This is a genomic window from Streptomyces sp. CB02056, assembly GCF_001905545.1.
Classification (GTDB): domain Bacteria; phylum Actinomycetota; class Actinomycetes; order Streptomycetales; family Streptomycetaceae; genus Kitasatospora.
In genome coordinates, this window is record NZ_LIPD01000004.1 from 18,904 (window position 1) to 44,069 (window position 25,166).

A 25,166-nucleotide genomic window follows, 5' to 3' on the forward strand; every position below is an offset into this window, starting at 1 on the left:
GGATCATGTCTACCCGGGCCGAACCCGGGTCGGTCCGGGTGCCTTCACCACTACCATGACCGGTGGTGTCGGGCCCTTCCGGACGGCGCCGAGCCGTTTCCGCGCGAGGGAGGAAGCCGATGACGACGGTCTGCCGCATCTGCGCGGGCACCGGCCGGACCGCCGGCCTCAGCTGCCGGACCTGCCAGGGCACCGGCACCACCGAGGTGGGCGGCGGGGGCGGCAACTGCTTCCTCTGCGACGGCACCGGCGTGTACGTGCGCTACCGGGTCGACGCGACCGGCGCCAAGCACGCCTACCGGGACGAGATCTGCCGCACCTGCGACGGCACCGGCAACCGGACCGCCACCCAGTGGGACGAGCGCTCCGGCTGACCAGACCCGAACGCTGTCCGCGCTTCCGCCGACGCCCGCTCAGGCCACGGGGCGGATGGGGGCCATGATGCGGCGTCGGAACGGTGCGGACACGGCCTTTGCCAAACCATGGTCGAACATTGGCGTTCGAATGGGCGGTACGCTGCGACCCGTTCACCCGGCGTCCGTGCGCGATCAACGCGCCGCTGGAAGAGTCCCGCGCATGGATATCCCCAACATGGGCGTGCCGGCCAAGCTTGCCGACCGCATGAGCATGGCCGAGCAGCACGAGTACCTGCGGGCCCGCTTCTCCCGCCGCCGGATGCTGCGCGCCGGTGCCGTGACCGTGGGCGCCGTCGCCGTCGGTGGCGCGCTGGGCAGCGGCACGGCCTTCGCCGCCCCGGCCGGCCCGCAGCTGCTGACCGGTGGCACGACCAGTGGCATCGACGGCTCGCTGGTCGCGCCGATCGGCCGTCACCTCCAGTTCGGCCCGGAGCCGGACACCCAGTTCCGTATCTCCTGGCAGGTCCCGGCCCCGGTCAAGAAGCCGTTCCTGCGCTTCGGCAAGACCCCGTGGGAGCTGAGCCACAAGGTCCAGGCCGAGGTCCGTGCCCTGCACACCCCGGCGCTGACCCCGAACAGCCAGCCGGTGGACCAGTACTACCTGCACGTGGCGCTGGAGGACCTGCGCCCCGACACCACCTACTACTACGGTGTCGGCCACGAGGGCTTCGACCCGGCCGCGCAGCAGCAGATCTCCACCCTGCACACCTTCCGCACCGCGCCGTCCCGCGACCACCGCTGGGGCAAGGTGTACGAGCCGTTCACCTTCACCGCCTTCGGCGACCAGGGCGTCAGCGCGCACGCGGCCGGCAACGACCACATCATCAAGGCCCAGAACCCGGCCTTCCACCTGCACGCCGGCGACATCTGCTACGCCGACCCGGCCGGTTCCGGCACCGACCCGGACAAGTCCGTCTTCAACGCGAAGACCTGGGACGACTTCCTGGTGCAGACCGAGACGGTCGCCGCCGAGATCCCGTGGATGGTCGCGTACGGCAACCACGACATCGAGGCCTGGTACTCGCCGAACGGCTACGGCGGCGAGAACGCCCGCTTCTTCCTGCCGAACAACGGCCCGGACCCGCGCCAGGTCCCCGGCGTCTACACCTTCCGCTACAAGAACGTCGGCGTCATCTCGCTGGACGCCAACGACGTCTCCTACGAGATCCCGGCCAACCTGGGCATCTCGGCGAACAAGCAGACCAAGTGGCTGGAGCGCACCCTCAAGGACCTGCGCAACGACGAGACCATCGACTTCGTCGTGGTCTTCTTCCACCACTGCGCCTTCTCCACCACCGTCGCGCACGCCTCCGAGGGCGGTGTCCGCGAGGCCTGGGTGCCGCTGTTCGAGAAGTACCGGGTGGACCTGGTCATCAACGGCCACAACCACATCTACGAGCGCACCGACGCGATCCTCGGCAACAAGGTCTCGAAGCAGGTGCCGAGCGGCGCCACCATCGAGCCGGCCAAGGACGGCGTGGTCTACGTCACCGCGGGCGCGGCCGGCCGCAGCCTGTACAAGTTCGACGTGCCGGACACCTACGAGGGGCACGAGAACCACCAGGACGAGGTCAAGACCTACTACTGGAGCAAGGGCAAGGTGAAGACCCCCGAGACCATCCAGTGGTCGCGGGTGCGCTACACCGGCTACTCCTTCATCAAGGTCGACGTCACCCCGAAGCACCTGGGCCAGAAGTCGGTCATGAAGGTCACCGCGCTGGCCGAGGACGGCACGCAGATCGACAACTACACGATCCTGCGCACGGTCGGCGAGGGCTGGGACTCGGACCGGGACGACGACGGCCAGGGCGGCGGCTGGGGCTGGTAGTCCCCGCCGGTCGCGACGGTGCCCCGGCGAGGGTGACGGGGCCCGGTGGTCGTGACGGTGCCCCGGTGTCGGAGATGGGTCCGACACCGGGGCACCGGTGCGTTCAGCGCCGGGGGCCGTACATGATGACGGCGACCCCGGCCAGGCAGATCAGCGCGCCCAGCACGTCGTAGCGGGTCGGCCGGAAGCCGTCCACGGCCATGCCCCACAGCAGCGAGCCGGCCACGAACACCCCGCCGTACGCGGCCAGCACCCGGCCGAAGTGGCTGTCCGGCTGCAGGGCCGCGACGAAGCCGTACGCGCCGAGCACCACCACGCCCACCCCGGCCAGCCACCACGGCCGTTGCTCGCGCACGCTCTGCCAGATCAGCCAGCAGCCGCCGATCTCGGCGAGGGCGGCGAGGACGAACAGGGCGATGGAGCGCAGGACGGTCACGACCCAGAGCCTAGGGCCTGTCTTCAAACTCCCGTCGTCCGCCCGGAGGGTGGGCGGGGCGGCGTTGGGGTGCGTGCATCGCAAGGCGGAGGAGGGAGCCACTGCGGAGCATTGGCGACCGACGACAACGCGGCGAGGTGCGTGCCCCGGCGTCGCCCCGCAGACGCGAGTTTGAAGACAGGCCCTAGGCGGTCAGCTCTGCCGGTACGTCGCGAGGAAGCGCCCGATCCGGTTGATGGCCGTCTCCAGGTCGTCGGCCCGGGGCAGGGTGACGAAGCGGAAGTGGTCCGGGCGGGGCCAGTTGAAGCCGGTGCCCTGGACGACGTGGATCTTCTCGCGCAGCAGCAGGTCTAGCACGAACCGCTCGTCGTCGACGATCCGGTGCACCGCCGGGTCCAGCCTGGCGAAGGCGTACAGCGCGCCCTTGGGCTTGACGCAGCTGACGCCGGGGATCTCGTTGAGCGCCTTGACCGCGATGTCGCGCTGCTCGGTGAGCCGGCCGCCGGGCAGCACCAGGTCGTTGATGGACTGGTGGCCGCCGAGCGCGGCCTGCACGGCGTACTGGGCGGGCACGTTGGGGCACAGCCGCATGCCGGAGAGCATGGTCAGGCCCTCCAGGTAGTCGGTGGCGTGCTGCCGGGGCCCGGAGACGACCAGCCAGCCGCTGCGGAAGCCGGCCACCCGGTAGGCCTTGGAGAGGCCGTTGAAGGTGAGGGTGAGGACGTCGTCGGCCAGGGCGGCCAGGCAGTGGTGCTCGGTGTCGTCGTAGAGGATCTTGTCGTAGATCTCGTCGGCCAGCACCATCAGGTGGTGGCGGCGGGCCAGGTCGAGGATGCCCTCCAGCAGTTCCTTCGGGTAGACCGCGCCGGTGGGGTTGTTGGGGTTGATGACGACGATCGCCTTGGTGCGGGCGGTGATCTTGGCGGCGATGTCGTCCAGGTCCGGGTACCACTCGGCCTGCTCGTCGCACAGGTAGTGCACGGCCTTGCCGCCGGCCAGCCGGACCACGGCCGTCCAGAGCGGGTAGTCGGGCATCGGCACGAGCACCTCGTCGCCGTCGTCCACGAGCGCGGTGACGGCCATCTGGATCAGCTCGGAGACGCCGTTGCCGAGGTAGACGTCGTTGACGGTGACGCCCTCGACCCCGCGCTGCTGGTAGTACTGCACCACCGCGCGACGGGCCGGCAGGATGCCGCGCGAGTCGCTGTAGCCGTGCGCCTTGGGCAGGTTGCGGATGATGTCCTGGAGGATCTCCTCGGGCGCCTCGAAGCCGAAGGGGGCGGGGTTGCCGGTGTTCAGCCGCAGCACGCTGTGCCCGGCCTCCTCCAGGGCGTTGGCCTGGTCGACCACCGGGCCCCGGATCTCGTAGCACACGTCATTGAGCTTGCTGGACTGTCGAAACTCCATCTGCGGCCTCCCGACCGTCACCACCGCTCCGTTGCTTCAGCTTTGTTCTACCAAGTGAGTACTTGGAAAGTCCAACCTCTTGGCTATGCTGATCCGCATGTCACGCCGAAGCTACGACCAGTACTGCGCCGTCGCCCGCGCCCTGGACGCGGTGGGGGAGCGCTGGAGCCTCCTGATCGTCCGTGAGCTCCTCGGCGGCCCGCGCCGCTACACCGACCTGCACGCCGACCTGCCCGGCGTCTCCACCGACATCCTGGCCGCCCGGCTCAAGCAGCTGGAGGGCGACGGACTGATCGCCCGCCGCCGACTGGAGCGGCCCGCCAACGCGACGGTCTACGAGCTGACCGGGCGCGGCCGCGAACTGCGGCCGGTCGTCGAGGCGCTGGGGGAGTGGGGCCTGGCTGCCCTCGGCGAGCAGCGGCCCACCGACGCCGTGCGCGAGCACTGGTTCACGCCCCGGAAGGCGGGCGAGGAGGCCGGCGAGGAGGCGGTGGCCGTGACGGGCTGACCGTCGCGGTGGGCGCGGTGCCTGCGGCGGGCACGGTGGCCTGAATGGGGCGGCGGCAAGGCCCCCGTCGCCGACCGCCGCCCCGTGGGCTCAGGATGGCCCGGGCCGATAAACGAACGATCGGCGTGCGATGAGCGCCGAGGTTCGCCGAGGTCCGTCGGGGTTCGCCGGGGTTCGCCGGGGGTCCGTCGGAGTCGCCGGGGCCCGCTGCGGTTCCGGACGGGCACGCACGTACGATCGTCGGATCGTCGAACCGCCGGAGTCATCCCGGGAGAGCGGAGGCCAGCCCGTGCCCACCCCCTACCGCAGTTACGTCGCCGTCGGCGACTCCTTCACCGAGGGCATGTGCGACGACCTGCTGCCGGACGGCCACTACCGGGGCTGGGCCGACCGGGTCGCCTCGGCACTGGCCGCCGAGCACGCGGAGCACGCCGAACGCTCTGAGTACGCCGAACGCTCCGGGCACGCCGAAGGCTCTGAGCAGGCCGAGCGCGCCGAGTCGGAGTCCGCGGGCACCGGCTTCCGGTACGCCAACCTCGCCGTCCGCGGCAAGCTCATCGGCCAGATCCACGACGAGCAGCTCGCCCCCGCCGCCGCGATGGGTGCCGAGCTGGTCACCCTGGCCGGCGGCCTCAACGACGTGCTGCGCCCCGGCTGCGACATCGACGCCGTCGAGCGGCTGCTCGGCCGCTGCGCCGACGGGCTGCGCGCCACCGGCGCGACCGTCGTGCTGTTCACCAGTACCGACCCGACCCGCCGGATGGCGGGCGGCGCCCGGCTGCTGCCCGCGATCCTGCGGATGAAGGCCTTCGTCCAGGAGCTGGGCCGGCAGGACGGCTTCGTCGTGGTCGACCTGTTCTCCGCGCCCTGCTTCGACGACCGCCGGCTGTGGGCCGAGGACCGCCTGCACCTGTCGCCCGAGGGGCACCGCCGGGTCGCCGAGGGCGTGCTGGAGGCGCTCGGCCGCCCCGCCGCCTTCGACTGGCGCGCCCCGCTGCCCGCCGCCGCCCCGGCCGGCCGCGCCGAGCGGCTGCGCGAGGACGCCCGCTGGCTGGGCACCCACGTCGGCCCGTGGATCGGCCGCCGCCTCACCGGCCGCTCCTCGGGCGACGGCCGCCCGGCGAAGCGGCCGGAGCTGCTGCCGTACCGCTGAGGCCCGCCGCCCGGTGCCCGGGCGCCACGGGCCCCGGCCTACTCGGTGTCGTAGACGCCCGGCGCGTCGAGGACCAGGCTCGCCATCGGGGCGTGGGTGGCCCAGCCGAGCGCCGTGTAGAGCGCCTGCCCCTCCGGGGTGCCGACCAGCACGCCGGTGCGCGCGCCCCGCTCGTGCGCGGCGGACTGGAGCGTCCGCATCACCAGGGCGCCCAGGCCCCGGCGGCGGTGCTCCGGCGCGGTGGTGATCTGGTCCGGTACGGCCACGGGGCCGGCCAGGCCCGCCTGGCCGCGGGCGGCGAGGTGCCCGTCCCCGGTGCGCACCAGCACCCGGAGGATCCCGCCCCGCTCCCAGGTGGTCACGGTGTACCCGGCCGGGGCCTCGGGCCGCTCGGGGACGAGCGGGACGCTCATCAGGAAGCCCGGCGCGTCCAGCCGCCACCGCTCGTCCAGCCAGGGGCGCACGGTGGCGTCCTCGGCGAACAGCTTCAGCCAGGTGGTCGGCGCGGTGACGGTCTCGCCGAGCTTGCGGACCTCGGCCTCGGTCGGCTCCGGCAGCACGTGCCGGCCGACCTCGCCGACCGGCGCGCCGACGTCGATGCTCCAGCCCCAGGGCTGGTCCACCGGCTCGGCGGAGCCGCGCGAGACGGCCCAGCCCGAGATCCACATCCGGACCAGTTCCCTGATGTCCGGTTCCCGCATGGCACCCACCCCCGTGTGTAATGGTCTCTACTGCGCTGGGCAGCTTACCGGCGCCGAGGGCCGTCTGCCCAGTAGGATTCCGGGGTTCACCGCGCCGACCGGCGCCCCGCTGCTGGAAGGACCCCGGAACGTGCGCGAGACCGAGTCGCCGCAGGACCAGACGGCGGCCGCGCCGACCCCGCCACCGACCCCGCAGCCGACCGCGCTCCGGGCCGACTGCGGCAGCTGCTTCGGGCTCTGCTGCGTCGCCCTGCCGTTCGCCGCCGGGTCCGACTTCGCCATGAACAAGCAGGCCGGCAGCCCCTGCCACAACCTCCAGACCGACTTCAGCTGCGGCATCCACGTGCGGCTGCGCGACAAGGGCTTCCAGGGCTGCACCGTCTACGACTGCTTCGGCGCCGGGCAGCGGGTCTCCCAGGTCACCTTCGGCGGCCGCAGCTGGCGCGAGGAGCCGGACAGCGCCAAGGCGATGTTCGACGTCTTCCCGGTCGTGCGGCAGCTGCACGAGCTGCTCCGGTACCTCACCGAGGCGCTCACCTTCGCCCCCGCCCAGCCCGTCCACGACGAACTGCGGCAGGCGCTGGCGGAGACCGACCGGCTGGCCGGCGGCACCCCCGAGGAGATCCTCGCCGTCGACGTCCCGGCCCACCGGCAGCGGGTCAGCGAGCTGCTGCTGCGGGCCGGCGAACTGGTCCGCGCGGCCGTCCCGCGCCGCCGCGAGCTCCGCGGCGCCGACCTCTTCGGCGCCCGCCTGCGCGGCGCCGACCTGCGGGGCGCCAACCTGCGCGGCGCCCTGCTCGTCGCGGCCGACCTCTCCGGCGCGGACCTGCGCCTCGCCGACCTGGTCGGCGCCGACCTTCGGGACGCCGCCCTGGCCGGCGCGGACCTCAGCACGGCCCTCTTCCTCACCCAGGCCCAGCTCGACGCCGCCCGCGGCGACGCCACCACCCGCCTCCCGGCCGGCCTCACCCGGCCCGCCCACTGGCCCGAGACCGCCCCGGCTCCCGCCGCGGGCGCCGGGGCCGGGCCCCGTGCGGGCAAGGGCGGCGGCCGCCCCGGTCGGAGCGGCCGCCGGCGCTGAGGCGCTACTGGCCCACCCGGCCGTCCACGCACTCGCGCAGCAGGTCGGCGTGGCCGCAGTGGCGGGCGTACTCCTCGATCCGGTGCACCTGCAGCTCCCGGATCGAGAGCCGGTCCTTCCCGACCCGCTCGCCCAGGTCCTGATACCCGGCCAACGCGGCGTCCAGCGCGGCCTGTTCGCGCTCCAGGTCGTGGAACGCGGCGTCCACCACGGCCTGCTCGCCGACGGCCCCGTCGAAGTCCGCGTCCCGCCCGCCGTACAGCTTGGGCAGCGGCTCGCCGTCGGTGATCCAGTTCCGCCAGTCCCGTTCCACCCGGGCCAGGTGCCGGACCAGGCCGAGCAGCGACATCGTGGACGGCGGCACCGAGCGGCGGGCCAGCTGCTCCGGGGCCAGGCCGTCGCACTTCATCCGCAGGGTCAGCCGGTAGTTCGTCAGGTAGTCCTGGAGGGTGGCGAGTTCGCCGTCCGGGCTCGGGCCCTCACTGTTGCGGGGGTCGTCGTCCGGGTCGGCCCACATGTCGGGGTAGACGGTCGCCTCGGTCCATCGCACGGGTTGCTCGGTCATGCCCGGCATCCTCCTTCGCAACCACCCCCGGCCGCCACCGGGTTATCGCACCCCCGGCCCTTCCGGCACCGGCGGCGGCGCCGAACGGCCCCCTGCCGCGCGGGGCTCAGTCGGTCAGCAGGCGGGCGCGCAGGGTGTCGATCTGCGCGCGGTCGATGCCGAGGGCGCCGGTGAGGTAGGCCTCGACCGAGCCGTGGCGGTCGGCGAGGTCGGCGAGGGTGAGCCGGATGACGGCCTCCGGGGCGCGCCCGTAGCCGGGCCAGCGCAGGGTGCGGCCGGGGTGGGCGGCGTGCCACTCGGCGACGAAGTGCGCGGTGGCGAGCTCGGTGAGGGCGAAGTCGGCGGCGATGTCGTCCTCGCCGACGCCGAGCAGGGTGAGCAGCAGGGCGGCGATCAGCCCGGTGCGGTCCTTGCCGGAGGCGCAGTGGAAGACCACCGGGGCCTCGGCGGCCGTGATCACGTCCAGCGTCTGGCGGATCTCCTTCACCCCGTCCTCGGCGACCTCGGCGAAGCGGTCGGCGAGGTGGCGCCAGGGGTCGACCTCCGGGTCGATCTCGGCCTGGTCGTACGGGCGGTGCTCGATCGAGAGGTTGTGGTACTCCAGGCCCTCGAACCCGGGCACCCGGCCCTTGGCGGCGATCTCCCAGGGGTAGCGGAGGTCGATCACGGTCCGCACGCCGAGCGCCCGGAGCCGGTCCAGGTCGGCGGGGGAGCCGAGCTTGCCGAGCGAGTCGGAGCGGTACACCAGCCCCCACCGGACGGACCGCCCGCCGGCGCCCGGGTAGCCGCCCAGGTCGCGGAAGTTGTGCAGGGCCTCGAACTCGATGTGACGTGTGGTCATGCGCGGCACTCTAACCAGCACGTCAAGCGCCGCCGGGCCGGGGGAGCGGCGGCGGCCGGCCCGGGCGCCGCCGTCTGTCAGTGGTGTCGGGCAGGATCGGCACGTCGGCACGTCGGCGGGACGGAAAGGGCGTCATGGCGATCACGAACGAGCAGGTGACGGAGCAGGAGTTCCTGCGGGAGATGTCCGAGGACCCGTACTTCCCCGACCACCTCGTGGCCAAGGGCAGGGCCATCCTGGTGCGGCTGTGCGAGCGGATCGAGGCCGAGCGGCCGGCGGACCTGCCGGCGCTGTACGTGCTCTCCCACGCCGCCGCGGAGGAGTTCAACCGTCTGGACACGGAGTTGAAGGCGGCGGGGAGCGAGATCGAGACGGCGGCGCGGGAGGACATCGCCGAGGCCTTCTGGATCATCGCCTCGGCCTACGGCTTCGAGGACGCGGACGTGGAGGAGATGGTCGAGCCCCGGGAGTGGTGACGGGCACCGCCCGGCCCTACACGCTGCGGTCGGCGAGGACCTCGCGGACGACGTGGCGGGCGTTGGCGGTCAGCGCCTGGTCGGTGTGGCGGTAGTACGGGATCGTCACCAGGGCGAGGGAGAACGCCCAGGCGCGGCCGCGGGCCCACATGGCCTCGTCCGCGTGGAGGGCGGCGCGGAAGGCGGGGCGGGCGGTGGCGGGCAGCAGGTTCCAGGCGGCGATCAGGTCGGCGGTCGGGTCGCCGACGCCCATCAGGGCGAAGTCGATGACGGCGGCGAGCCGGCCGGCGCCGGTGAGCAGCAGGTTGCCGGGGGTGAGGTCGCCGTGCAGCCAGACCGGCGGGCCGGCGTAGTCGGGCAGTCGAAGTGCCTTGTCCCACAGGGCGGTCGCGGCCTCGGTGTCGATCGAGCCGGAGAGCTGGGCGATGGCCGCGCGGGTGGCGCCGTCGCGGGAGGCGAGCGGGACGCTGCGCTGGGAGACGGGGGCGTCGGCCGGGTCGACGGCGCGCAGGGCGTTGACGAAGCCGGCCAGGTCGCGGGCCAGCGCCTGGGGTGCGGCCAGGGCGTGGACGACCGGGTTGGCGCCGTCCAGCCAGTGCAGGACGGACCACTCCCACGGGTAGCCGGCGGCGGGCCGGCCGACCGCGAGCGGTGCCGGGACGGGCAGCGGCAGCCGCGGGGCCAGCCGGGAGAGCCACTGCTGCTCCCGCCGCAGGCCCCCGGCGGCCCACTCCACCCGGGGCAGCCGGACGGCGAGTTCGGGCCCGAGGCGGAACATCGCGTTGTCCGCCCCGGAGGTGGCGGCGGGGGTGACCGGGAGGCGCTCCCACTGCGGGAACTGGGCGGCGATCAGCCGCCGGACCAGGGCCGCGTCGACCACCGGCCCGTCGGGGTGGATCCGGGTGGCAGCGCACATGCCCGGCAGCGTACAGCTCCGGTCGTCGCCGTTCAGCCGGATTGCCGAACTGCTCACATTCCGACGGTCGTTCGAACCGGAACGCGCGATTTCGGCCACCCGGCGACGGCCCTGACGGCCCCGACGGTCACCCGAAGGTGACCCGCACCCCGATGGTGCCGCCCTTGCCGAAGCGCAGCACGTTGGCGGTCAGGGCCACCGCGCACAGCAGGCCGTACTTGCGCCGCAGCAGCTTCCGGTAGGCGGGCGCCCGGTCGGGGTCCAGCACCGCGGTGGCCGGCACCTGGGCGCCGAGCAGGTTCCCGCGGATGTCGCTGGGCCCGACCAGCACGTCCGAACGGTTGCGCAGGCGCTTGACCTTGCCGGTCTTGGTGACGGTGGTGAAGACCAGCGCGTCCCCGTCGCGCGCGACCCACACCGGGGTGGCGACCGGAGTGCCGTTCCTCCGGTAGGTGGTGAACAGCAGGTACTTGGCGGCGGCGAGCCGCTCCAACTCGGCGGCGGCATCCAGAGTGTCCATGCCCGCCAGCCTAGGAAGCCGCAACTGGGCCCCGCTCAAGCCTCGGTGGAGCCCGGGGGCCGTCAGCCGGAGGCGCGCGCCACGCCCGGCCGTCCCGGGGGCGGCCGGTCGGTGTCGTCGGCACCTGCCAGAATGCAGGGCGTACGGCGCAAGCACTGATGGAGAAGGTGACCGGCTTCGTGACCACGCCAGTCGAACAGGTGGCCCGGCAGGCCCAGCAGGCGATCGAGCGGCAGATCGCCGAGGAGCTGGGTGTCCGCGAGGGGCAGGTGAAGGCGGCCGTCGATCTGCTCGACGGCGGCTCGACCGTGCCCTTCGTGGCCCGCTACCGCAAGGAGGTCACCGGCTCCCTCGACGACGCCCAGCTGCGTGCCCTGGAGGAACGGCTGCGCTACCTGCGCGAGCTGGAGGACCGCCGGGCGGCCGTGCTGGAGTCGATCGAGGCCCAGGGCAAGCTGGATGACGCGCTGCGCGCCCGGGTGCTCGCCGCGGACTCCAAGGCCCGCCTGGAGGACATCTACCTCCCGTTCAAGCCGAAGCGGCGCACCAAGGCACAGATCGCCCGCGAGGCCGGCCTGGAGCCGCTGGCGGACACCCTGCTGGCCGACCCGGGGCAGGACCCGGCCGCGCTGGCCGCGCGGTACCTCAACGAGTCGGTGGCGGACGGCGCCGCGGCCCTGGAGGGTGCCCGGGCGATCCTGGTCGAGCGCTTCGGCGAGGACGCCGACCTGGTCGGCTCGCTGCGCGAGCGGATGTGGACCCGCGGCCGGCTGGTCGCGAAGGTCCGCGACGGCAAGGAGGGCGACGGCGCCAAGTTCGCCGACTACTTCGACTTCGCCGAGCCGTACACCCGGCTCCCCTCGCACCGCATCCTGGCGATGCTGCGCGGCGAGAAGGAGGAGGTGCTCGACCTCGACCTCTCCCCGTACGACGGCGAGTCCGAGGGCGACCTTCCGGGCGAGAACGACTACGAGCAGCGGATCGCCGCCCGCTTCGGCATCGCCGACCGCGGCCGCCCGGCCGACAAGTGGCTGGGCGACACCGTCCGCTGGGCCTGGCGCACCCGCGTGCTGGTCCGGCTCGGCATCGACCTGCGCGCCCGGCTGCGCGCCGAGGCCGAGGAGGAGGCGGTGCGGGTCTTCGCCGCGAACCTGCGCGACCTGCTGCTCGCCGCCCCGGCCGGCACCCGCGCCACCATGGGCCTGGACCCGGGCTTCCGCACCGGCGTGAAGGTCGCCGTGGTGGACGCCACCGGCAAGGTCGTCGCGTACGACACGATCTACCCGCACCAGCCCGCCAACAAGTGGGACGCGGCCCTGGCGACGCTGGCGGCCCTGGCGAAGAAGCACGACGTCGACCTGGTGGCGATCGGCAACGGCACCGCCTCCCGGGAGACCGACAAGCTCGCCGAGGACCTGCTGGGGCGCCATCCCGAGCTGAAGCTCACCAAGGCGATGGTCAGCGAGGCCGGTGCCTCGGTCTACTCGGCCTCCGCGTTCGCCTCGCAGGAGCTGCCGGACCTGGACGTGTCGATCCGCGGCGCGGTCTCGATCGCCCGCCGCCTCCAGGACCCGCTGGCCGAGCTGGTCAAGATCGACCCCAAGTCGATCGGCGTCGGCCAGTACCAGCACGACCTGAGCGAGGTGAAGCTCTCCCGCTCGCTGGACGCCGTGGTCGAGGACTGCGTCAACGCCGTCGGCGTGGACGTCAACACCGCCTCGGCGCCGCTGCTCACCCGGGTCTCCGGGGTCACCGGCACGCTGGCCGACAACATCGTCGCGCACCGCGACGCCAACGGCCCGTTCCGCACCCGCCGGCAGCTCAAGGACGTCTCCCGGCTCGGCCCCAAGGCCTTCGAGCAGTGCGCGGGCTTCCTGCGCATCCCCGGTGGCGAGGACCCGCTGGACGCCTCCAGCGTGCACCCGGAGGCCTACCCGGTGGTGCGCCGCATCCTGGCCGCGACCGGCGGGGAGCTGCGCGAGCTGATCGGCAACGGCGAGCGGCTGCGGGCGCTGCGCCCGGCGGACTTCGCCGACGACACCTTCGGCGTGCCGACCGTCACCGACATCCTCGGCGAGCTGGACAAGCCGGGCCGCGACCCGCGCCCGGCCTTCCGCACCGCGACCTTCAAGGAGGGCGTCGACAAGATCGGCGACCTGGAGGTCGGCATGGTGCTGGAGGGCGTGGTCACCAATGTCGCCGCCTTCGGCGCCTTCGTGGACGTGGGCGTCCACCAGGACGGGCTGGTGCACGTCTCGGCGCTGTCGAGGAACTTCGTCAAGGACCCGCGTGAGGTGGTCAAGCCCGGCGACATCGTCAAGGTCCGGGTGCTCACGGTGGACGTGCCGCGCAAGCGGATCGGGCTGACCCTGCGGCTGGACGACGAGGTCGGGCGCGAGCGCGGCGGGGACCGCGGCGACCGCGGCGACCGCCAGGCCCGCCCGCCGCGCCAGGAGCGCCGGGGCGGTGGCCAGGGCGGCCAGGGCGGCCAGGGCCAGGGCGGTCGCGGCGGCCAGGACCGGCGCGGCGGCGGTCAGGGCGGCGGCGGTGACCGCGGCGGCTCCGGCGGCGGTGCGCCGGCCAACAGCGCCATGGCGGACGCGCTGCGCCGCGCGGGCCTGACCGGCGGCGACGGCGGCCGCGGCGACCGGCGCTCCGGGCGGCGCTGAGCGGCTGAGCGGAGCCGAACCGGCACCCGGAACCCGACAGCGGCAGCGGCCGGGGCCGGTGGACGTCACGGTGCGTCCACCGGCCCCGGCCGTCCGTGCGGGTCAGGCCAGGAGCTTGTCCTTGGCCTTCTGGTACTCCTCGTCGGAGATGGCGCCCTTCTCCTTCAGGGCCGCCAGTTTCGCCAGGTCGTCGACGTGGCTGCCGCCACCGCCTCCGCCGCCCGCCGGTGCCGTTCCGGCGGCGTCCCGGATGTAGGACTTGAACGCGGCCTCGGACCGCTCCGCCTGTTCGACGTCCCGCTTGCCCATCGACTGCCCGCGGGCGATCAGGTAGGCGAGGACGCCGATCAGCGGCAGGATGATCACCAGGACCAGCCAGCCGGCCTTGGCCCAGCCGCCGAGGTCGTGGCTGCGGAAGATGTCCGTGATGATCTTGAACAGCAGGAAGAACCAGAGGATCCAGAGGAACAGCTCCAGCATCGTCCAGAAGATGTGGAGTGCCGGGTAGTCCACGGCCAGCAGTTTGGTGTCCATGGCCGAGTCATATCACCGTAAAACGGACATGGCCTGCTGCTGTTCGGCTGTTCCGGTGGTCTTCCGTCCCAGTGGGAATATCCCGGCGGGGAGCGGTTTCAGCCCAGCCCGGCCCGTCGGCGCAGCTCCACCGCCAGCGCGACCAGCTCGCCCCACCAGGCGTCGTGCCCGGCCAGCAGCAGCCGCTGGGCCTCCGCGGGCGGCACCGGACGGACCTCGACCACCTGCTCGCCGTCCGCCGGGTTGGTCGGCGCGGAGTCCAGCGCGACCTCGCCCCAGCCCCACAGCCAGGCCTTCTCCGGGTGCGGCTGCCACGGCCGGTACGGCACCGGGTCCTCGGTGCGGCAGCGGTGCGCGCCCAGCCAGTGCGGCTCGCCGAGCATCCGGGCGCCGGCCTCCTCGCGCAGCTCCCGGGCCAGGCAGGCGACGATGCCCTCGTCCTGCTCCCGGGTGCCGCCGGGCAGGAACCAGTGGTCCCGGTCGTCCCGGCAGAGCACGACCTGACCGTCCGCGAAGCCGACCAGGTGGATGTTGGTGACCAGGGCGTCCGGCGGCGGCTCGGTGGAGAACTGCGCGTCGAAGCGGCCCCAGCTCCAGTACTGCGGCGCGTGCAACGCCGGGAACAGGGCGGCGAGTTCGGCTGATCTGGCAGAGGTGTCGGTGCGCTCCGTGGTATCGGTCATCAGGAGATCGTAGTGCCGGTCGGGAAACGGCGGGGGACGGTCGGATGGACGAGCGCGATGTCGGAGGTGGAGATGGCGCGCGGCCGGCGCGGACGCGCCCCTTCGGCCGGTGCGCCGACCCAACTGCCCAGTGAGATCTCGGCGGTGATGCCCGGTCCGAAGCCCGCGATCAGCCCGGTGGTGCCCTCGGGCACGCCGCCGTCGGCGAACAGCCGGGCCAGGGCGTCGAAGACGACGGCGCTGGCGATGTTGCCGCGCTCGGTGAGCGTCGCCCGGCTGTAGCGGAAGGTGGCCGGCTCCAGGTTGAGGAAGCGGCACAGGTCGTCCAGGATGCGCGGGCCGCCCGCGTGCACGATGTAGAAGCCGAGCCCGGAGACGTCCCATCCGTGCTCCCCGGCCAGGCCGCGCAGCGCGGGCGCGAGCAGCTCCATGGTGCCGGGCACCCGCCGGTCCAGCTGGAAGTGGAAGCCGGTGTCCTTCACCCCGTACGAGATCCAGTCCTCGGTGTGCGGGACGAGGTGCGAGCCGTTGCGCTCGACCTGCACGCCGTGCCCGCCGTTCCCGCGCATCACCACGGCGGCGACCGCGTCGCCGAACAGTCCGTTGGAGAGCAGCGAGCCGACGTCGAGGTCGGTCGGCTGGTAGCAGAGCGAGCAGAACTCGCAGGCGACGATCAGCACGTTGGCGCCCGGGTAGGCGCGGCAGAAGTCGTGCGCCCGGTTGACGGCGGCGCCGCCGGCCGCGCAGCCGAGCTGGGCGATCGGCACCTGGCGGGTGTCGGAGCGGAAGCCCATGGTGTTGATCAGCCAGGCGGTCATCGACGGCATCATGAAGCCGGTGCAGGACACGTAGACGATCAGGTCGATGTCCCGGGCGGTCAACTCGCCGTGGGCGAGGGCGCGTTCGACCACCTCGGGGACGCGCCGCTTGGCCTCGCGCTCGTACACCTCGTTGCGGACGGTGAAGCCCGGGTGGGCGAGGGTCCGCTCGATCGGCTGGACCAGGTGCCGGGTGCGCACCCCGGTGTTCTCGATCAGCCGCAGCGCCAGGCCGAGTTGGGGGTGGCCGGCGTGCAGGGTGCGGGCCAGGGCGAGGGTCTCGTCGAGGGTGATGACGTGCTCGGGTACGGCGATGGCGGGGCGGCAGAGTGTTGCCATGGGTACGGGTCTCCCCTGGGGGCCTGGTGGCAGGCATGGTGGATGCGTGGAGCGGTGCGGACGCCGCGGCGGCCGGGGGCGGCGGGCGGCGGCGGGTGGTGGTGACGGGTGGCGGCGGCAGGCGGGGAGTCGGCTACCAGGCCACCGGCAGGGTGCGCGGGAAGCGCCAGATCGAGCCGGAGTTCCAGTCGAGTTCGGACGGCTCGACGGCCAGCCGCAGGCCGGGGAAGCGGCGCAGCAGGGTGCCGATGGCGACCTGCAGCTCCATCAGGGCCAGGTGCGAGCCGAGGCAGCGGTGCTGGCCGTACCCGAAGGTCATGTTGACGGGCCCGGCATCGCGGTCGAGGTCGAGTTCGTCGGGGCGCTCGTAGGCCGCCGGGTCCCGGTTGGCGGTCAGGTAGGAGACGTGCACGGCCTCGCCGGCCCGGATCAGCACGCCGCCCAGCTCGACGTCCTCGGTGGCGACCCGGGCGATGCCGACGCCCTGGCGGAACGGGATGAAGCGCAGCAGCTCCTCCAGGGCGCGGGGCAGCGTCTCGGGCCGGGCGCGCAGTTTGGCGAGCTGCTCGGGGTGGGTGAGCAGGGTGTAGGCGAGGTTGCCGAGCTGGTAGGTGCTGGTGTCGTGGCCGGTGACCAGCAGGACCATCGCCATGACCGTCAGCTCGTCCGGGGCCAGCAGTTCGTCGCCGTCGCGGGCGGTGGCCAGGGCGCTGATCAGGTCCTCGCCGGGGTGGGCGCGGCGCTCGGCCGTCAGTCCGGTGAAGTAGTCGCGCAGCGCGCTCTTGGCGGCCTCCTGGCCGTCCCGGCTGCCGGGGCCCATCCGCATCATCGCCACGGCGTGGCCGCGCAGTTCGGCGCGGTCGGCGGCGGGGATGCCGAGCAGTTCGCAGATGGTGGTGAGGGGGAGGCGGCCGGCCAGGAAGTGCATCAGGTCGGCGGGGGCGCCGTGCTCTGTCATCTCGTCGAAGTAGCCGTCGACGGTCCGCTGGGTGGCCGGGCGCATCCGTTCGACCTGGCGGTTGGTGAAGCCCTGGGCGACGAGCCGGCGCAGCCGGTTGTGGGCGGGCGGGTCCATCAGGTTGATCGCCTCGGCCTGGGCGATCGGGGCGGGCGTCATCCGGGGCAGGTCGCGGCCGATGCCGGCGGCGCGGCTGAACCGGCGGTCGCTGGTGACCACCTTGACGTCCTCGTAGCGGGTGGCCAGCCAGGCCTCGCCCTCGCCGTGCGGCAGCCGGATCCTGGCGACCGGGGCCTCGGTGAGCAGTCGCTTCAGGAGGGGGTCGAACTCCAGGCCGTCGGTGTGGTGGAAGGGGCAGTCCCACACGGGGGCGGTGGTGGTCACGGGCCGGTCCAAGTGTTCTCGTCATGCCGGGGGGTGGCGCCCGAGGTGGTGGTCACGTTCGGGCGTGGACATGCAGATGGTGCCCCATGAACTGGCAAAAAGGAGAACGTGGTGAAGAGAGTTAACTCCAAGGAGTGAGATTGGGCTGATATTCATGCCAATCAGCATGAGATCAAGGGAAGTTGACGTTCAGTCGGCGCCGCCCGGCGCGACCAGCCCGGTCTCGTAGGCGAGCACCACCGCCTGCGCCCGGTCCCGCAGGTTCAGCTTCGCGAAGATCCGGGCCACGTGGGTCTTCACCGTCGACTCGCTGAGCGTCAGCTCGCGCGCCAGCTCGGTGTTGGACAGCCCGCGCCCGAGCAGCGCCAGCACCTCCGCCTCGCGCGGGGTGAGCGGCGCGAGGTCGCGGTGCAGCGCCGGGCCGTCGGCGCCCGGGGCCGGGCGCGGGGCGCCGGCCGCGAACCGCTCGACCAGGCGCCGGGTGATCGAGGGGGCGAGCAGCGCGTCCCCGGTGTCCACCAGCCGTACGGCGGCGGCGAGGTGGGCGGAGGTGACGTCCTTGAGCAGGAAGCCGCTGGCCCCGGCGGACAGCGCGGCGTAGACGTAGTGGTCCAGGTCGAAGGTGGTCAGCATGATCACCCGGCAGCCGGGCACCTGGGCCAGGATGCGCCGGGCGGCCTCCAGGCCGTCCGTGCCGGGCATCCGGATGTCCAGCAGCGCCACGTCCGGGCGGTGCAGGACGACGGCGGCCACCGCCTCGGCGCCGTCCGAGGCCTCGGCGACCACGTCGATGCCGCGCGCGGTGAGGATCATCCGGAAGCCGGTGCGGACCAGCTCCTGGTCGTCGGCGATCACCACCCGGGGGCGGCGCTCCTGGTCCTGGGACACGTTCTCCTCCGTCACGGCCGGTCCAGCGGGATGCGGGCGCGGACCCGGAAGCCGCCGCCGAGCCGGCGCCGGGCGTCCAGGTCCCCGCCGTACACCGCGACGCGCTCGCGCAGGCCGATCAGCCCGCGCCCGGCGCCGTCCGGCCTCGGCCCGTCCGGTGCGGACCGTCCCCCTGACGCGGCGGCCGCCCCGGAGAGCACGCTCGGACCGCTGTTGAGCACCTCCACCCGCAGGTAGTGGTCCGCGTAGCGCACCGTCACCTCCGCCGTCACCCCGTCCCCGTGCTTGAGCGCATTGGTCAGCGCCTCCTGGATGATCCGGTACGCCGTCACGTCGATCCCGCCCGGCAGCGGCCTCGGCTCGCCCGAGACCCGCACCTCGACCGGCAGCCCGGCGAAGGCGAACCGGTCGATCAGCGGGCTCAGCCGGCTCAGGCTGGGCTGCGGCGCGAAGCCGTCCGGCGCGGGCTCCTCGCTGCCGTCCGCGGCGGGGGCCAGCAGGCCGAGCAGGTGCCGCAGCTCGGTCATCGTGTCCCGCCCGGCCGCCTCGACCGCGGCCATCGCGGCCGCCGCCTCCGCGGGCATGGTGGCCAGCACCTCGCGCGCGGCCCCGGCCTGCACCACCATCAGGCTCACGTTGTGGCTCACGATGTCGTGCAACTCGGCGGCGATCCGGGACCGTTCGGCCTCCACGGCGGTCCGGGCGGCGCTCTCCCGCTCCCGTTCCAGCAGCCAGCCGCGCTCGCCGATGGCCGCCCGGTGCAGCCGCCGCGCCCGGGCGAGCGCCACCGCCAGCCAGCCGGCCGCCGTGCCCGCCGCGGCGGCCGTCGCGACGGCCGCCCACTCCCACCCCGTTCCCCACACGGCGACAGCCTCCCAGGTCACCGCATGATCCACATCATCCGGGGGTGCCGCCCCCGTACATCCCGGGTACTACGGCCGCCGCGGTTACACCCGGGGTGGGACGTGCCGGCGGCGGCCCCGCGCCTACGGTCGTCCACCATGAGCAACGACCACGACGGGACCTCCCGGCCGGACGACGCGCAGGTCGTCGTCGAGCTGTCCGGGGTGCACAAGGAGTTCGGCGACGCCAAGGCGCTCGACGGCGTCGACCTGCGGATCCGCGCCGGCGAGGCGGTCGCCGTGATGGGCCCCTCGGGGTGCGGCAAGTCCACCCTGCTGAACATGGTGGCCGGACTGGACCGGCCCACCGCCGGCACCGTCCGGGTGCAGGGCCAGGACCTCGGGCGGCTGAACGAGAACGGGCTGGCCCTGTTCCGCCGCCGGCACGTCGGCATGATCTTCCAGTTCTTCAACCTGATCGACGACCTCCCGGCCCTCGACAACGTCGCCCTGGCCGCCCAGCTGACCGGCACCGGCGCCCGCCAGGCCCGCCGCCGGGCGCTGGAGCTGCTGGACGAACTCGGCGTCGCGCACCGCAAGGACGTCTACCCGGCCACGCTCAGCGGCGGCGAGCGCCAGCGCGTCGCGGTGGCCCGCGCCCTGATGAACCGCCCGGCCCTGCTGCTCGCCGACGAGCCCACCGGCGCCCTGGACAGCCGCTCCGGAGAGCAGGTGATGGACCTCCTGATCGACCTCAACCAGATCGGCCAGACCCTGCTGATCGTCACCCACGACCCCGCCCTGGCCACCCGCTGCGCCAGCCGGCTGGTCGAGGTCGCGGACGGCCGGGTGGCCGGCGACCGGATGCTGGAGGCGTCCGCATGACCGGCGCCGTCTGGCGTGCCTCCCGGGCGGCCGTGAAGCGCCGCCGGGTGCAGACCATCGTGATCGGCCTGGTCGTCTTCTGCTCCACCACGACCGTGCTGCTCGCCCTCGCGGTGATCAGCGCCGCCCGGGCCCCCTTCGACGACGCCTTCTCCCAGCAGCGCGGCGCCCACGTCGTCGCGACCTTCGACCCGGCCGGGGCCACGCCGGAACAACTGGCCGCCACCGCCCACCGGCCCGGCGTCGAGGCCGCCGCCGGGCCGTTCGACCAGGCCGTGGTGGAGATCCCCACCGACTGGGTCGGCAGCCCGCCCGGAGCGCTCACCCTGGTCGGCCGCTCCGACCCGGCCGGCCCGGTGGACCGGGTGCAACTGCTGGGCGGCCGCTGGGCGAGCAAGCCCGGCGAGGTCGTCATCAACGAGCCGTTCGGCGGCTACTCGCCCGCCAACCTGGACTACCCGCTGCCCCTCAGCGGCGGCCGGACGCTGACCATCGTCGGCTACGCCACCAGCATGAGCCAGAGCGCGGGCGGCTGGGTCACCCCCGAACAGGCCGCCGACCTGCACCCCAGCGCCCGGCAGATGCTCTACCGGTTCTCCGACGCCTCCGACGAACAGCGGCTCACCTCCGCCCTGGCCACCGCCACCGAGGGCCTGCCGAAGGACGCGCTCACCAACGTCCAGTCCTACCTGGTGCTCAAGGACGCCTTCTCCGCGGGCGCCGACGCCTACCTGCCGCTGATGACGGTCTTCGGCGTGCTCGGCCTGGTCGTCGCGGCGCTGATCGTCGGCAACGTGGTGAGCGGCGCGGTCGTCTCCGGCTACCGGCACATCGGCGTGCTGAAGGCGATCGGCTTCACCCCGCGCCAGGTGGTCACCGTCTACCTGACCATGGTCTCGGTACCCGCCGTCGCCGGCACCGTCCTCGGCACCGCGGCCGGCTGGGTGGCGGCCCACCCGATCCTCCAGTCCGCCTTCTCCGGGATCACCACCGGCACCGCCGTGATCGAACCGGCCGGCTGGCTGCCCGCCGCCACCCTGGTCAGCGTCCCGCTGCTGGTGGTCCTCGCCGCCCTCCTCCCCGCCTCGCGCGCCCACCGGCTGTCCGCCGCCCAGGCCATCTCGGCCGGCAGCGCACCGCGCGCCGGGCGCGGACTGAAGGTCCAGCGCCTGCTGAGCGGCACCCGCCTGCCGCGCGCCGTCAGCCTCGGTCTCGGCCAGCCCTTCGCCCGCCCCGGCCGCACCGCGCTCACCATGTCGGCGATCGTGCTCGGCGTGCTCACCGTGACCGTGACGTCGGGACTGGGCACCACCCTGACCAGGCTGGTGGGCCACAACGACGGCCACACCCACGTCAGGGTGCAGACCGCCCACTTCGCGGGCAACAAGACCGAGCCCCGGCTCACTCCCGCCCAGACCGAGACGATGCTGCGGACCACACCCGGCGCCGACCAGGTCCACGTCCGCGGGCTGGTCAAGGTCGGGCTGGTCGGCTTCACCCAGCCGGTCTTCGCCGACTTCCTCAGCGGCGACGGGATCACGGAGCAGCTGCAGCGCGAGGTGGTCAGGGGCCGCGCGGCGACCGGGCCGAACGAGATCGAGGCCGGGCCCTCCTTCCTCCGGGAGCACGGACTCAGGCTCGGCGACCGGCTCACCCTCGACCTCGACGGCCGCCGGCTGACCGTCACCGTCGTCGGCGAGGTGGTCCAGGGCAACGCCCGGGCCTTCACGTCCAACGACCTCACCCGGGCCGCGCTCACCGACGACCCGCACGCGGTCGAGTACGACATCAGCCTCGCCGAGGGCGCCGACGCCCAGGCGTACCAGCGGGCCGTGACGGCCGCCGACCCGAGCCTCTCGGCCCAGGTGTTCGCGCCCGACCCGTCCGGCCCGATCGTCGCGGTGATCAGCTTCGCCACGATCTTCACCGTCCTGCTGTCGGTGGTCGCCGCGCTGGGCGTCTTCAACACCCTGCTGCTCACCATCCGCGAGCGCCGCCGGGACCTCGGCATGCTCAAGTCGATCGGCATGACACCCCGCCAGGTGGTGACGATGACGATCACCTCGGTGGCCTGGCAGGGCGTGGTCAGTGCGCTCATCGGCGTCCCGGCCGGCATCCTGGCGCACCGGCTGCTCATCGAGAACGTCGGGAGCATCCTCTTCCCGGAGTGGACGATGGACGTCTGGAGCGCCCCGCTGCTCACCGGCGTCGGCGTCGCGGGCGTCGCCATCGCCGTCCTCGGCGCGCTCGTCCCGGCCCGTTCGGCCGCCCGGCTGCCGATCGCCGAGGTACTGCACAACGAGTGAGTCCGGAGTGGGGGACGGCCGGTCGGATCATCCGACCGGCCCTCCGCCGTGCGCGGGTCCGCCGCGTTCCCGTCACGGAACTGACGCATGCTCAGTCCGTGCCGTGAGGACGCCTATCATCTGCGCCATGGCCACCGCTGAGCTGATCCGCATCGTCTCCCGCTCCTCGCCCATGGCACTGGCCCAGGTCGAGCGGGTCCGCACCGAACTCGCCGCCCTGCACCCGGGGCTGCGCACCGAGGTGGTGCCCGTCACCACCTCGGGCGACCGCTGGACGGGTGATCTCGCCGCCCTCGGCGGCAAGGGCGCCTTCACCAAGGAGGTCGACGCCGCGCTGCTCGCCGGGGAGGCCGACGTCGCCGTCCACTGCCTCAAGGACGTGCCCGCCGACCGACCGCTGCCGGCGGGCACCGTCTTCGCCGCCTACCTGCGCCGCGACGACATCCGCGACGCCCTCGTCCACCCCGGCGGCCTGCCGCTGGCCGCCCTCCCGCCCGGCACCCGGATCGGCACCTCCTCCGTCCGCCGGGTCGCCCAACTCGCCGCCTCCCACCCGCACCTGGAGTGCCTCCCGATCCGCGGCAACGCCAACAGCCGGCTCGCCAAGCTGGACGCCGGGGACGTCGACGCGCTGCTGCTCGCCCTCTCCGGCCTGGAGCGGATCGGCGAGCAGGCGCGGATCACCGAGGTGCTCGGCATCGAGGCGATGTGCCCGCCGATCGGCGCCGGCATCCTCGTCCTGCAGTGCCGCGAGGGCGACACCGCGACCATCGAGGCGGTCACCGGCCTCGGCCACCACGACACCTGGCGCGAGGCGGCGGCCGAGCGGATGTTCCTGCACGCGCTCCAGGGCCACTGCAACAGCCCGATCGCCGGGTACGCCAGGGCCGAGCGGGACGGCCGCCTCTCGCTGCGCGGCCGGGTCTTCACCCCGGACGGCAAGCAGGTGCTGGACGCGCACGAGTGGGCGGGCGCGCTCAGCCCGGAGGACCTCGGGACGTCGGTGGCGCTGGCGCTCAAGCGGCAGGGCGCGCAGGAGCTGATCTCCTCGATCCCGCACTGAGCGGCTATTCCGCTTCGGCCGCGGCCCGTTCGATGATGCCGGCGATCACCTCGGTCTTGGCGTCGGCGTAGTTCTGCAGGTACTCCCAGGACTGCTCGGCCAGGGCCCGCTTGGCGTCGGCGTACAGCTCGCGGTCGCCGCGGTGGCGGCGCAGCCGGTCGCGGAAGCGCAGCATCCGCCCGATCTCGGGGCATCCGGCGGACAGCACGTGCAGGTTGGCGTAGTCGGCGCTGGGGTCGATGGCGTACCGGCGCAGGACGCGGTGCTCGTACCAGTCGGGTTCGCGGACGGCGAGCCGGTAGCCCAGGGCTTCGAGGGCGGGCACGTAGGCCGCCTCGTCGGCGGAGTCGGGCACGATCAGCAGCATGTCGACGACCGGTTTGGCGGGGAGGTCGGGCACGGAGGTGGAGCCGACGTGCTCGATCCGGTGGTCGAGGTGGGCCAGGGACTCCGCCATGCCCGCGGCCTCCCGCTGGTAGGCCGCGGGCCACCGCGGGTCGTGGTCGCGCAGGACGATCCGGCCGTCGGGCCTGGTGGGCGCACCCAGGTTGGCCGCCTCGATCTCCTCGGTGGTCATGGGGACGCGCGGGATCTCCTGCTCGGGCACGGCCGGCTCCTGTTCCTCGGGTGCTGGTCAAGGGGGTTCTCGTCGGGGACCGACCCAGTAGACCAGGACGCGTCGGCCTTCGCGCGGCCGTCGGGTCGGGGCCGCGTCGGCTTCCGCGCGGTCGCCTGACGGTCCGTGCGGTGAGCGGATGGTGACGCTCCGGAGGTTTTTCTCTTCCGGGTGAGAACCGGCCGGGTGCGCGGGGCGTCCGTTTGAGGCGTGATCAGTGCGGTGCTCGGCGGGATGCCGATGTTCTGGCCCGGGTTGCTGCTCTCGCTGGTGCCCGCGGCCCTGTTGAACCGGCCGGTGGGGCGGTTGCTGCGGGCCCACTGGGTGGTGGGCTTCGTCCTGCTGCTCGGGCTCGGCGGGGTGGTCGTGGCGACCCTGCTGCCGGAGGCGTTCCGGCTCTCGGAGGGCGCCGTCCGGCACTGCGCCGTGGCGGGCGGCCGGCCGCGGTCGCCGTACGAGCTGCTGCACGTCCGGCACATCGAGCTCAAGCTGGCGACCTACGCCCCGGTCGGTTTCGCGGCGGCGCTGGCGGGCCCCCGGCGGCGGGCGGCGGCGCTGCTGGGTGCGGCGGTGCTGCCGTTCGCGGTGTCGGCGGTGCACTACGCGCTGCCGGCGATCGGGCGGGCCTGCGACGTGCAGGACGTCTGGGACGGGGTGCAGGGGGTCGCCTTCGGAGCGGCGGCGGGGTTGGCGGCCGGGCCGCTGGTACGGGCGGTGCGGGCGCGTTCGCGGGCCGTCTGACGGCCTGTCCATCCGGCGGTCTACTGGTCGAGGAGCGGGAAGAGCCGGGTGACGGCGGCGACCGGGCGGGCCCCGGCGGGGCGGGCGGCCGGGTCGGTCTCGCGGCCCCGGTAGCGGGCCAGCGTCCGGCGGACCTCCTCGCCGACGGCGGCCAGTTCCTCGGGCGTCAGGTAGACGACGGCGCTGAAGGCCTCGTCCTGCCGCCACTCGGCCGGGGCCTCGGCGCGCCGGGCGAGCCAGTGCTGGTAGCTCTCGTCCTCCAGGCCGCGCGCCAGCTCTCCGAACCCGCCTTCCACGGCGTCCGGTTGGGTCGTCGGCAGCCGCCAGGGCCGGGCCCGCCCGTCGGTGGCCGGGGCCTCCTCGATCAGCCCGTACCGGGCCAACTGCCGCAGGTGGAACGAGCAGAGGCCGGAGCTGAGGCCGAGCCGGGCGGCGGCCTCGGTGGAGGTGACGGTGCCGTGCTCGCGCTCGGCGAGCAGGTCCAGCAGCGCGGTGCGGACGGCGTGCTCGGGGAGGGGGCCGGTTCTGACGAGGTCTTCGGTCACTTTGCAAAGTCTGCTACTTTGCAAAGTCAGACCGCAAGTACCGTCTC

At 73.6% G+C, this 25,166-nt stretch carries 25 protein-coding genes and 1 pseudogene; 11 read left to right on the plus strand and 15 right to left on the minus strand.

All coding sequences use genetic code 11. The annotated features are described in order from the left end of the window. Positions 1 to 119 precede the first annotated feature (119 nt). Both AMK13_RS11985 and AMK13_RS11990 read left to right on the plus strand, forming a co-directional pair. A complete protein-coding gene (locus AMK13_RS11985) occupies positions 120 to 374 on the plus strand; it encodes a hypothetical protein (protein ID WP_049652766.1) in 255 nt (84 codons plus the stop codon). 202 nt (positions 375 to 576) lie between these two features. Next, entirely contained in the window at positions 577 to 2,244 is a 1,668-nt protein-coding gene (locus AMK13_RS11990) for a purple acid phosphatase family protein (RefSeq protein WP_079272061.1), read from the plus strand. 103 nt (positions 2,245 to 2,347) lie between these two features. On the opposite strand, the gene AMK13_RS11995 is transcribed toward AMK13_RS11990, so the two are convergent. Then, positions 2,348 to 2,680 carry a YnfA family protein gene (locus AMK13_RS11995; protein WP_049652768.1) on the minus strand — a complete coding sequence of 111 codons (333 nt, stop codon included), beginning with the start codon at positions 2,678 to 2,680 and terminating at the stop codon, positions 2,348 to 2,350. Positions 2,681 to 2,872: 192 nt separating this feature from the next. After that, positions 2,873 to 4,087, minus strand: a complete 1,215-nt coding sequence (locus tag AMK13_RS12000) for a pyridoxal phosphate-dependent aminotransferase (RefSeq protein ID WP_049652769.1) — start codon at positions 4,085 to 4,087, stop codon at positions 2,873 to 2,875. Positions 4,088 to 4,184: 97 nt separating this feature from the next. Between AMK13_RS12000 and AMK13_RS12005 the strand changes: the two are divergent. Both AMK13_RS12005 and AMK13_RS12010 read left to right on the plus strand, forming a co-directional pair. Beyond that, a pseudogene (locus tag AMK13_RS12005) lies at positions 4,185 to 4,538 on the plus strand (winged helix-turn-helix transcriptional regulator); the annotation flags it as partial. Positions 4,539 to 4,884: 346 nt separating this feature from the next. Further along, on the plus strand, positions 4,885 to 5,748 hold the full coding sequence (locus AMK13_RS12010) for an SGNH/GDSL hydrolase family protein (RefSeq protein ID WP_274538682.1): 864 nt from the start codon (positions 4,885 to 4,887) through the stop codon (positions 5,746 to 5,748). A gap of 38 nt (positions 5,749 to 5,786) precedes the next feature. Here the strand turns inward: AMK13_RS12010 and AMK13_RS12015 are convergent, their stop codons facing one another. Then, positions 5,787 to 6,449 (minus strand): GNAT family N-acetyltransferase, encoded by a 663-nt coding sequence (locus tag AMK13_RS12015; protein WP_074002211.1) that lies wholly within the window; start codon positions 6,447 to 6,449, stop codon positions 5,787 to 5,789. A 130-nt stretch (positions 6,450 to 6,579) separates the two neighbouring features. Here AMK13_RS12015 and AMK13_RS12020 point away from each other — a divergent pair, with 130 nt between their 5' ends. Continuing rightward, on the plus strand, positions 6,580 to 7,530 hold the full coding sequence (locus tag AMK13_RS12020; RefSeq protein ID WP_074002212.1) for a pentapeptide repeat-containing protein: 951 nt from the start codon (positions 6,580 to 6,582) through the stop codon (positions 7,528 to 7,530). A 4-nt stretch (positions 7,531 to 7,534) separates the two neighbouring features. On the opposite strand, the gene AMK13_RS12025 is transcribed toward AMK13_RS12020, so the two are convergent. Further along, the gene (locus tag AMK13_RS12025) at positions 7,535 to 8,095 is read right to left on the minus strand and encodes a DinB family protein (protein ID WP_079272064.1); all 561 of its coding nucleotides are present in this window, start codon (positions 8,093 to 8,095) and stop codon (positions 7,535 to 7,537) included. A 106-nt stretch (positions 8,096 to 8,201) separates the two neighbouring features. Beyond that, positions 8,202 to 8,936 carry a tyrosine-protein phosphatase gene (locus tag AMK13_RS12030; RefSeq protein ID WP_074002214.1) on the minus strand — a complete coding sequence of 245 codons (735 nt, stop codon included), beginning with the start codon at positions 8,934 to 8,936 and terminating at the stop codon, positions 8,202 to 8,204. Positions 8,937 to 9,070: 134 nt separating this feature from the next. Between AMK13_RS12030 and AMK13_RS12035 the strand changes: the two genes are divergently transcribed. Next, the gene (locus tag AMK13_RS12035) at positions 9,071 to 9,412 is read left to right on the plus strand and encodes a DUF5713 family protein (RefSeq protein ID WP_049658165.1); all 342 of its coding nucleotides are present in this window, start codon (positions 9,071 to 9,073) and stop codon (positions 9,410 to 9,412) included. A gap of 16 nt (positions 9,413 to 9,428) precedes the next feature. On the opposite strand, the gene AMK13_RS12040 is transcribed toward AMK13_RS12035, so the two are convergent. After that, on the minus strand, positions 9,429 to 10,328 hold the full coding sequence (locus tag AMK13_RS12040; RefSeq protein ID WP_074002215.1) for an aminoglycoside phosphotransferase family protein: 900 nt from the start codon (positions 10,326 to 10,328) through the stop codon (positions 9,429 to 9,431). 127 nt (positions 10,329 to 10,455) lie between these two features. Further along, positions 10,456 to 10,848 carry a PPOX class F420-dependent oxidoreductase gene (locus tag AMK13_RS12045; protein WP_074002216.1) on the minus strand — a complete coding sequence of 131 codons (393 nt, stop codon included), beginning with the start codon at positions 10,846 to 10,848 and terminating at the stop codon, positions 10,456 to 10,458. A 179-nt stretch (positions 10,849 to 11,027) separates the two neighbouring features. On the opposite strand from AMK13_RS12045, the gene AMK13_RS12050 reads away from it, so the two are divergent. Then, positions 11,028 to 13,517 carry a Tex family protein gene (locus AMK13_RS12050; protein WP_241852846.1) on the plus strand — a complete coding sequence of 830 codons (2,490 nt, stop codon included), beginning with the start codon at positions 11,028 to 11,030 and terminating at the stop codon, positions 13,515 to 13,517. 102 nt (positions 13,518 to 13,619) lie between these two features. Here AMK13_RS12050 and AMK13_RS12055 read toward each other — a convergent pair whose 3' ends face one another. From AMK13_RS12055 to AMK13_RS12080, 6 genes are all read right to left on the minus strand, one after another. After that, on the minus strand, positions 13,620 to 14,051 hold the full coding sequence (locus AMK13_RS12055) for an SHOCT domain-containing protein (RefSeq protein WP_074002217.1): 432 nt from the start codon (positions 14,049 to 14,051) through the stop codon (positions 13,620 to 13,622). A gap of 98 nt (positions 14,052 to 14,149) precedes the next feature. Beyond that, positions 14,150 to 14,734 carry an NUDIX domain-containing protein gene (locus AMK13_RS12060; RefSeq protein ID WP_079272066.1) on the minus strand — a complete coding sequence of 195 codons (585 nt, stop codon included), beginning with the start codon at positions 14,732 to 14,734 and terminating at the stop codon, positions 14,150 to 14,152. Further along, positions 14,734 to 15,891, minus strand: a complete 1,158-nt coding sequence (locus tag AMK13_RS12065; RefSeq protein WP_074002218.1) for a type III polyketide synthase — start codon at positions 15,889 to 15,891, stop codon at positions 14,734 to 14,736. The genes AMK13_RS12060 and AMK13_RS12065 overlap by 1 nt, the downstream gene beginning before the upstream one ends. Positions 15,892 to 16,024: 133 nt before the next feature. Further along, positions 16,025 to 17,233, minus strand: coding sequence for a cytochrome P450 (locus tag AMK13_RS12070; RefSeq protein WP_079272132.1), 1,209 nt, complete (start codon positions 17,231 to 17,233; stop codon positions 16,025 to 16,027). Between the two features lie 189 nt (positions 17,234 to 17,422). Next, positions 17,423 to 18,121, minus strand: coding sequence for a response regulator (locus AMK13_RS12075; RefSeq protein WP_074002577.1), 699 nt, complete (start codon positions 18,119 to 18,121; stop codon positions 17,423 to 17,425). Positions 18,122 to 18,132: 11 nt separating this feature from the next. Continuing rightward, positions 18,133 to 19,005: a sensor histidine kinase gene (locus tag AMK13_RS12080; RefSeq protein ID WP_241852847.1), complete on the minus strand. Its 873-nt coding sequence runs from the start codon at positions 19,003 to 19,005 to the stop codon at positions 18,133 to 18,135. Between the two features lie 117 nt (positions 19,006 to 19,122). Here AMK13_RS12080 and AMK13_RS12085 point away from each other — a divergent pair, with 117 nt between their 5' ends. The 3 genes from AMK13_RS12085 (at position 19,123) to hemC (ending at position 23,217) form a co-directional block, all read left to right on the plus strand. Continuing rightward, positions 19,123 to 19,848, plus strand: a complete 726-nt coding sequence (locus tag AMK13_RS12085; RefSeq protein ID WP_049651382.1) for an ABC transporter ATP-binding protein — start codon at positions 19,123 to 19,125, stop codon at positions 19,846 to 19,848. Next, entirely contained in the window at positions 19,845 to 22,154 is a 2,310-nt protein-coding gene (locus AMK13_RS12090; protein WP_079272067.1) for an ABC transporter permease, read from the plus strand. Before AMK13_RS12085 ends, AMK13_RS12090 begins: the two co-directional genes overlap by 4 nt. A 127-nt stretch (positions 22,155 to 22,281) precedes the next feature. After that, a complete protein-coding gene (hemC, locus tag AMK13_RS12095) occupies positions 22,282 to 23,217 on the plus strand; it encodes a hydroxymethylbilane synthase (protein ID WP_049651384.1) in 936 nt (311 codons plus the stop codon). A 4-nt stretch (positions 23,218 to 23,221) separates the two neighbouring features. On the opposite strand, the gene AMK13_RS12100 is transcribed toward hemC, so the two are convergent. Next, positions 23,222 to 23,824 (minus strand): GrpB family protein, encoded by a 603-nt coding sequence (locus AMK13_RS12100; RefSeq protein ID WP_241852848.1) that lies wholly within the window; start codon positions 23,822 to 23,824, stop codon positions 23,222 to 23,224. A 219-nt stretch (positions 23,825 to 24,043) separates the two neighbouring features. Between AMK13_RS12100 and AMK13_RS12105 the strand changes: the two genes are divergently transcribed. After that, positions 24,044 to 24,574 carry a hypothetical protein gene (locus AMK13_RS12105; protein WP_049651385.1) on the plus strand — a complete coding sequence of 177 codons (531 nt, stop codon included), beginning with the start codon at positions 24,044 to 24,046 and terminating at the stop codon, positions 24,572 to 24,574. 20 nt (positions 24,575 to 24,594) lie between these two features. On the opposite strand, the gene AMK13_RS12110 is transcribed toward AMK13_RS12105, so the two are convergent. Beyond that, entirely contained in the window at positions 24,595 to 25,119 is a 525-nt protein-coding gene (locus tag AMK13_RS12110; RefSeq protein WP_338016274.1) for an ArsR/SmtB family transcription factor, read from the minus strand. Between the last annotated feature and the right edge of the window lie 47 nt (positions 25,120 to 25,166).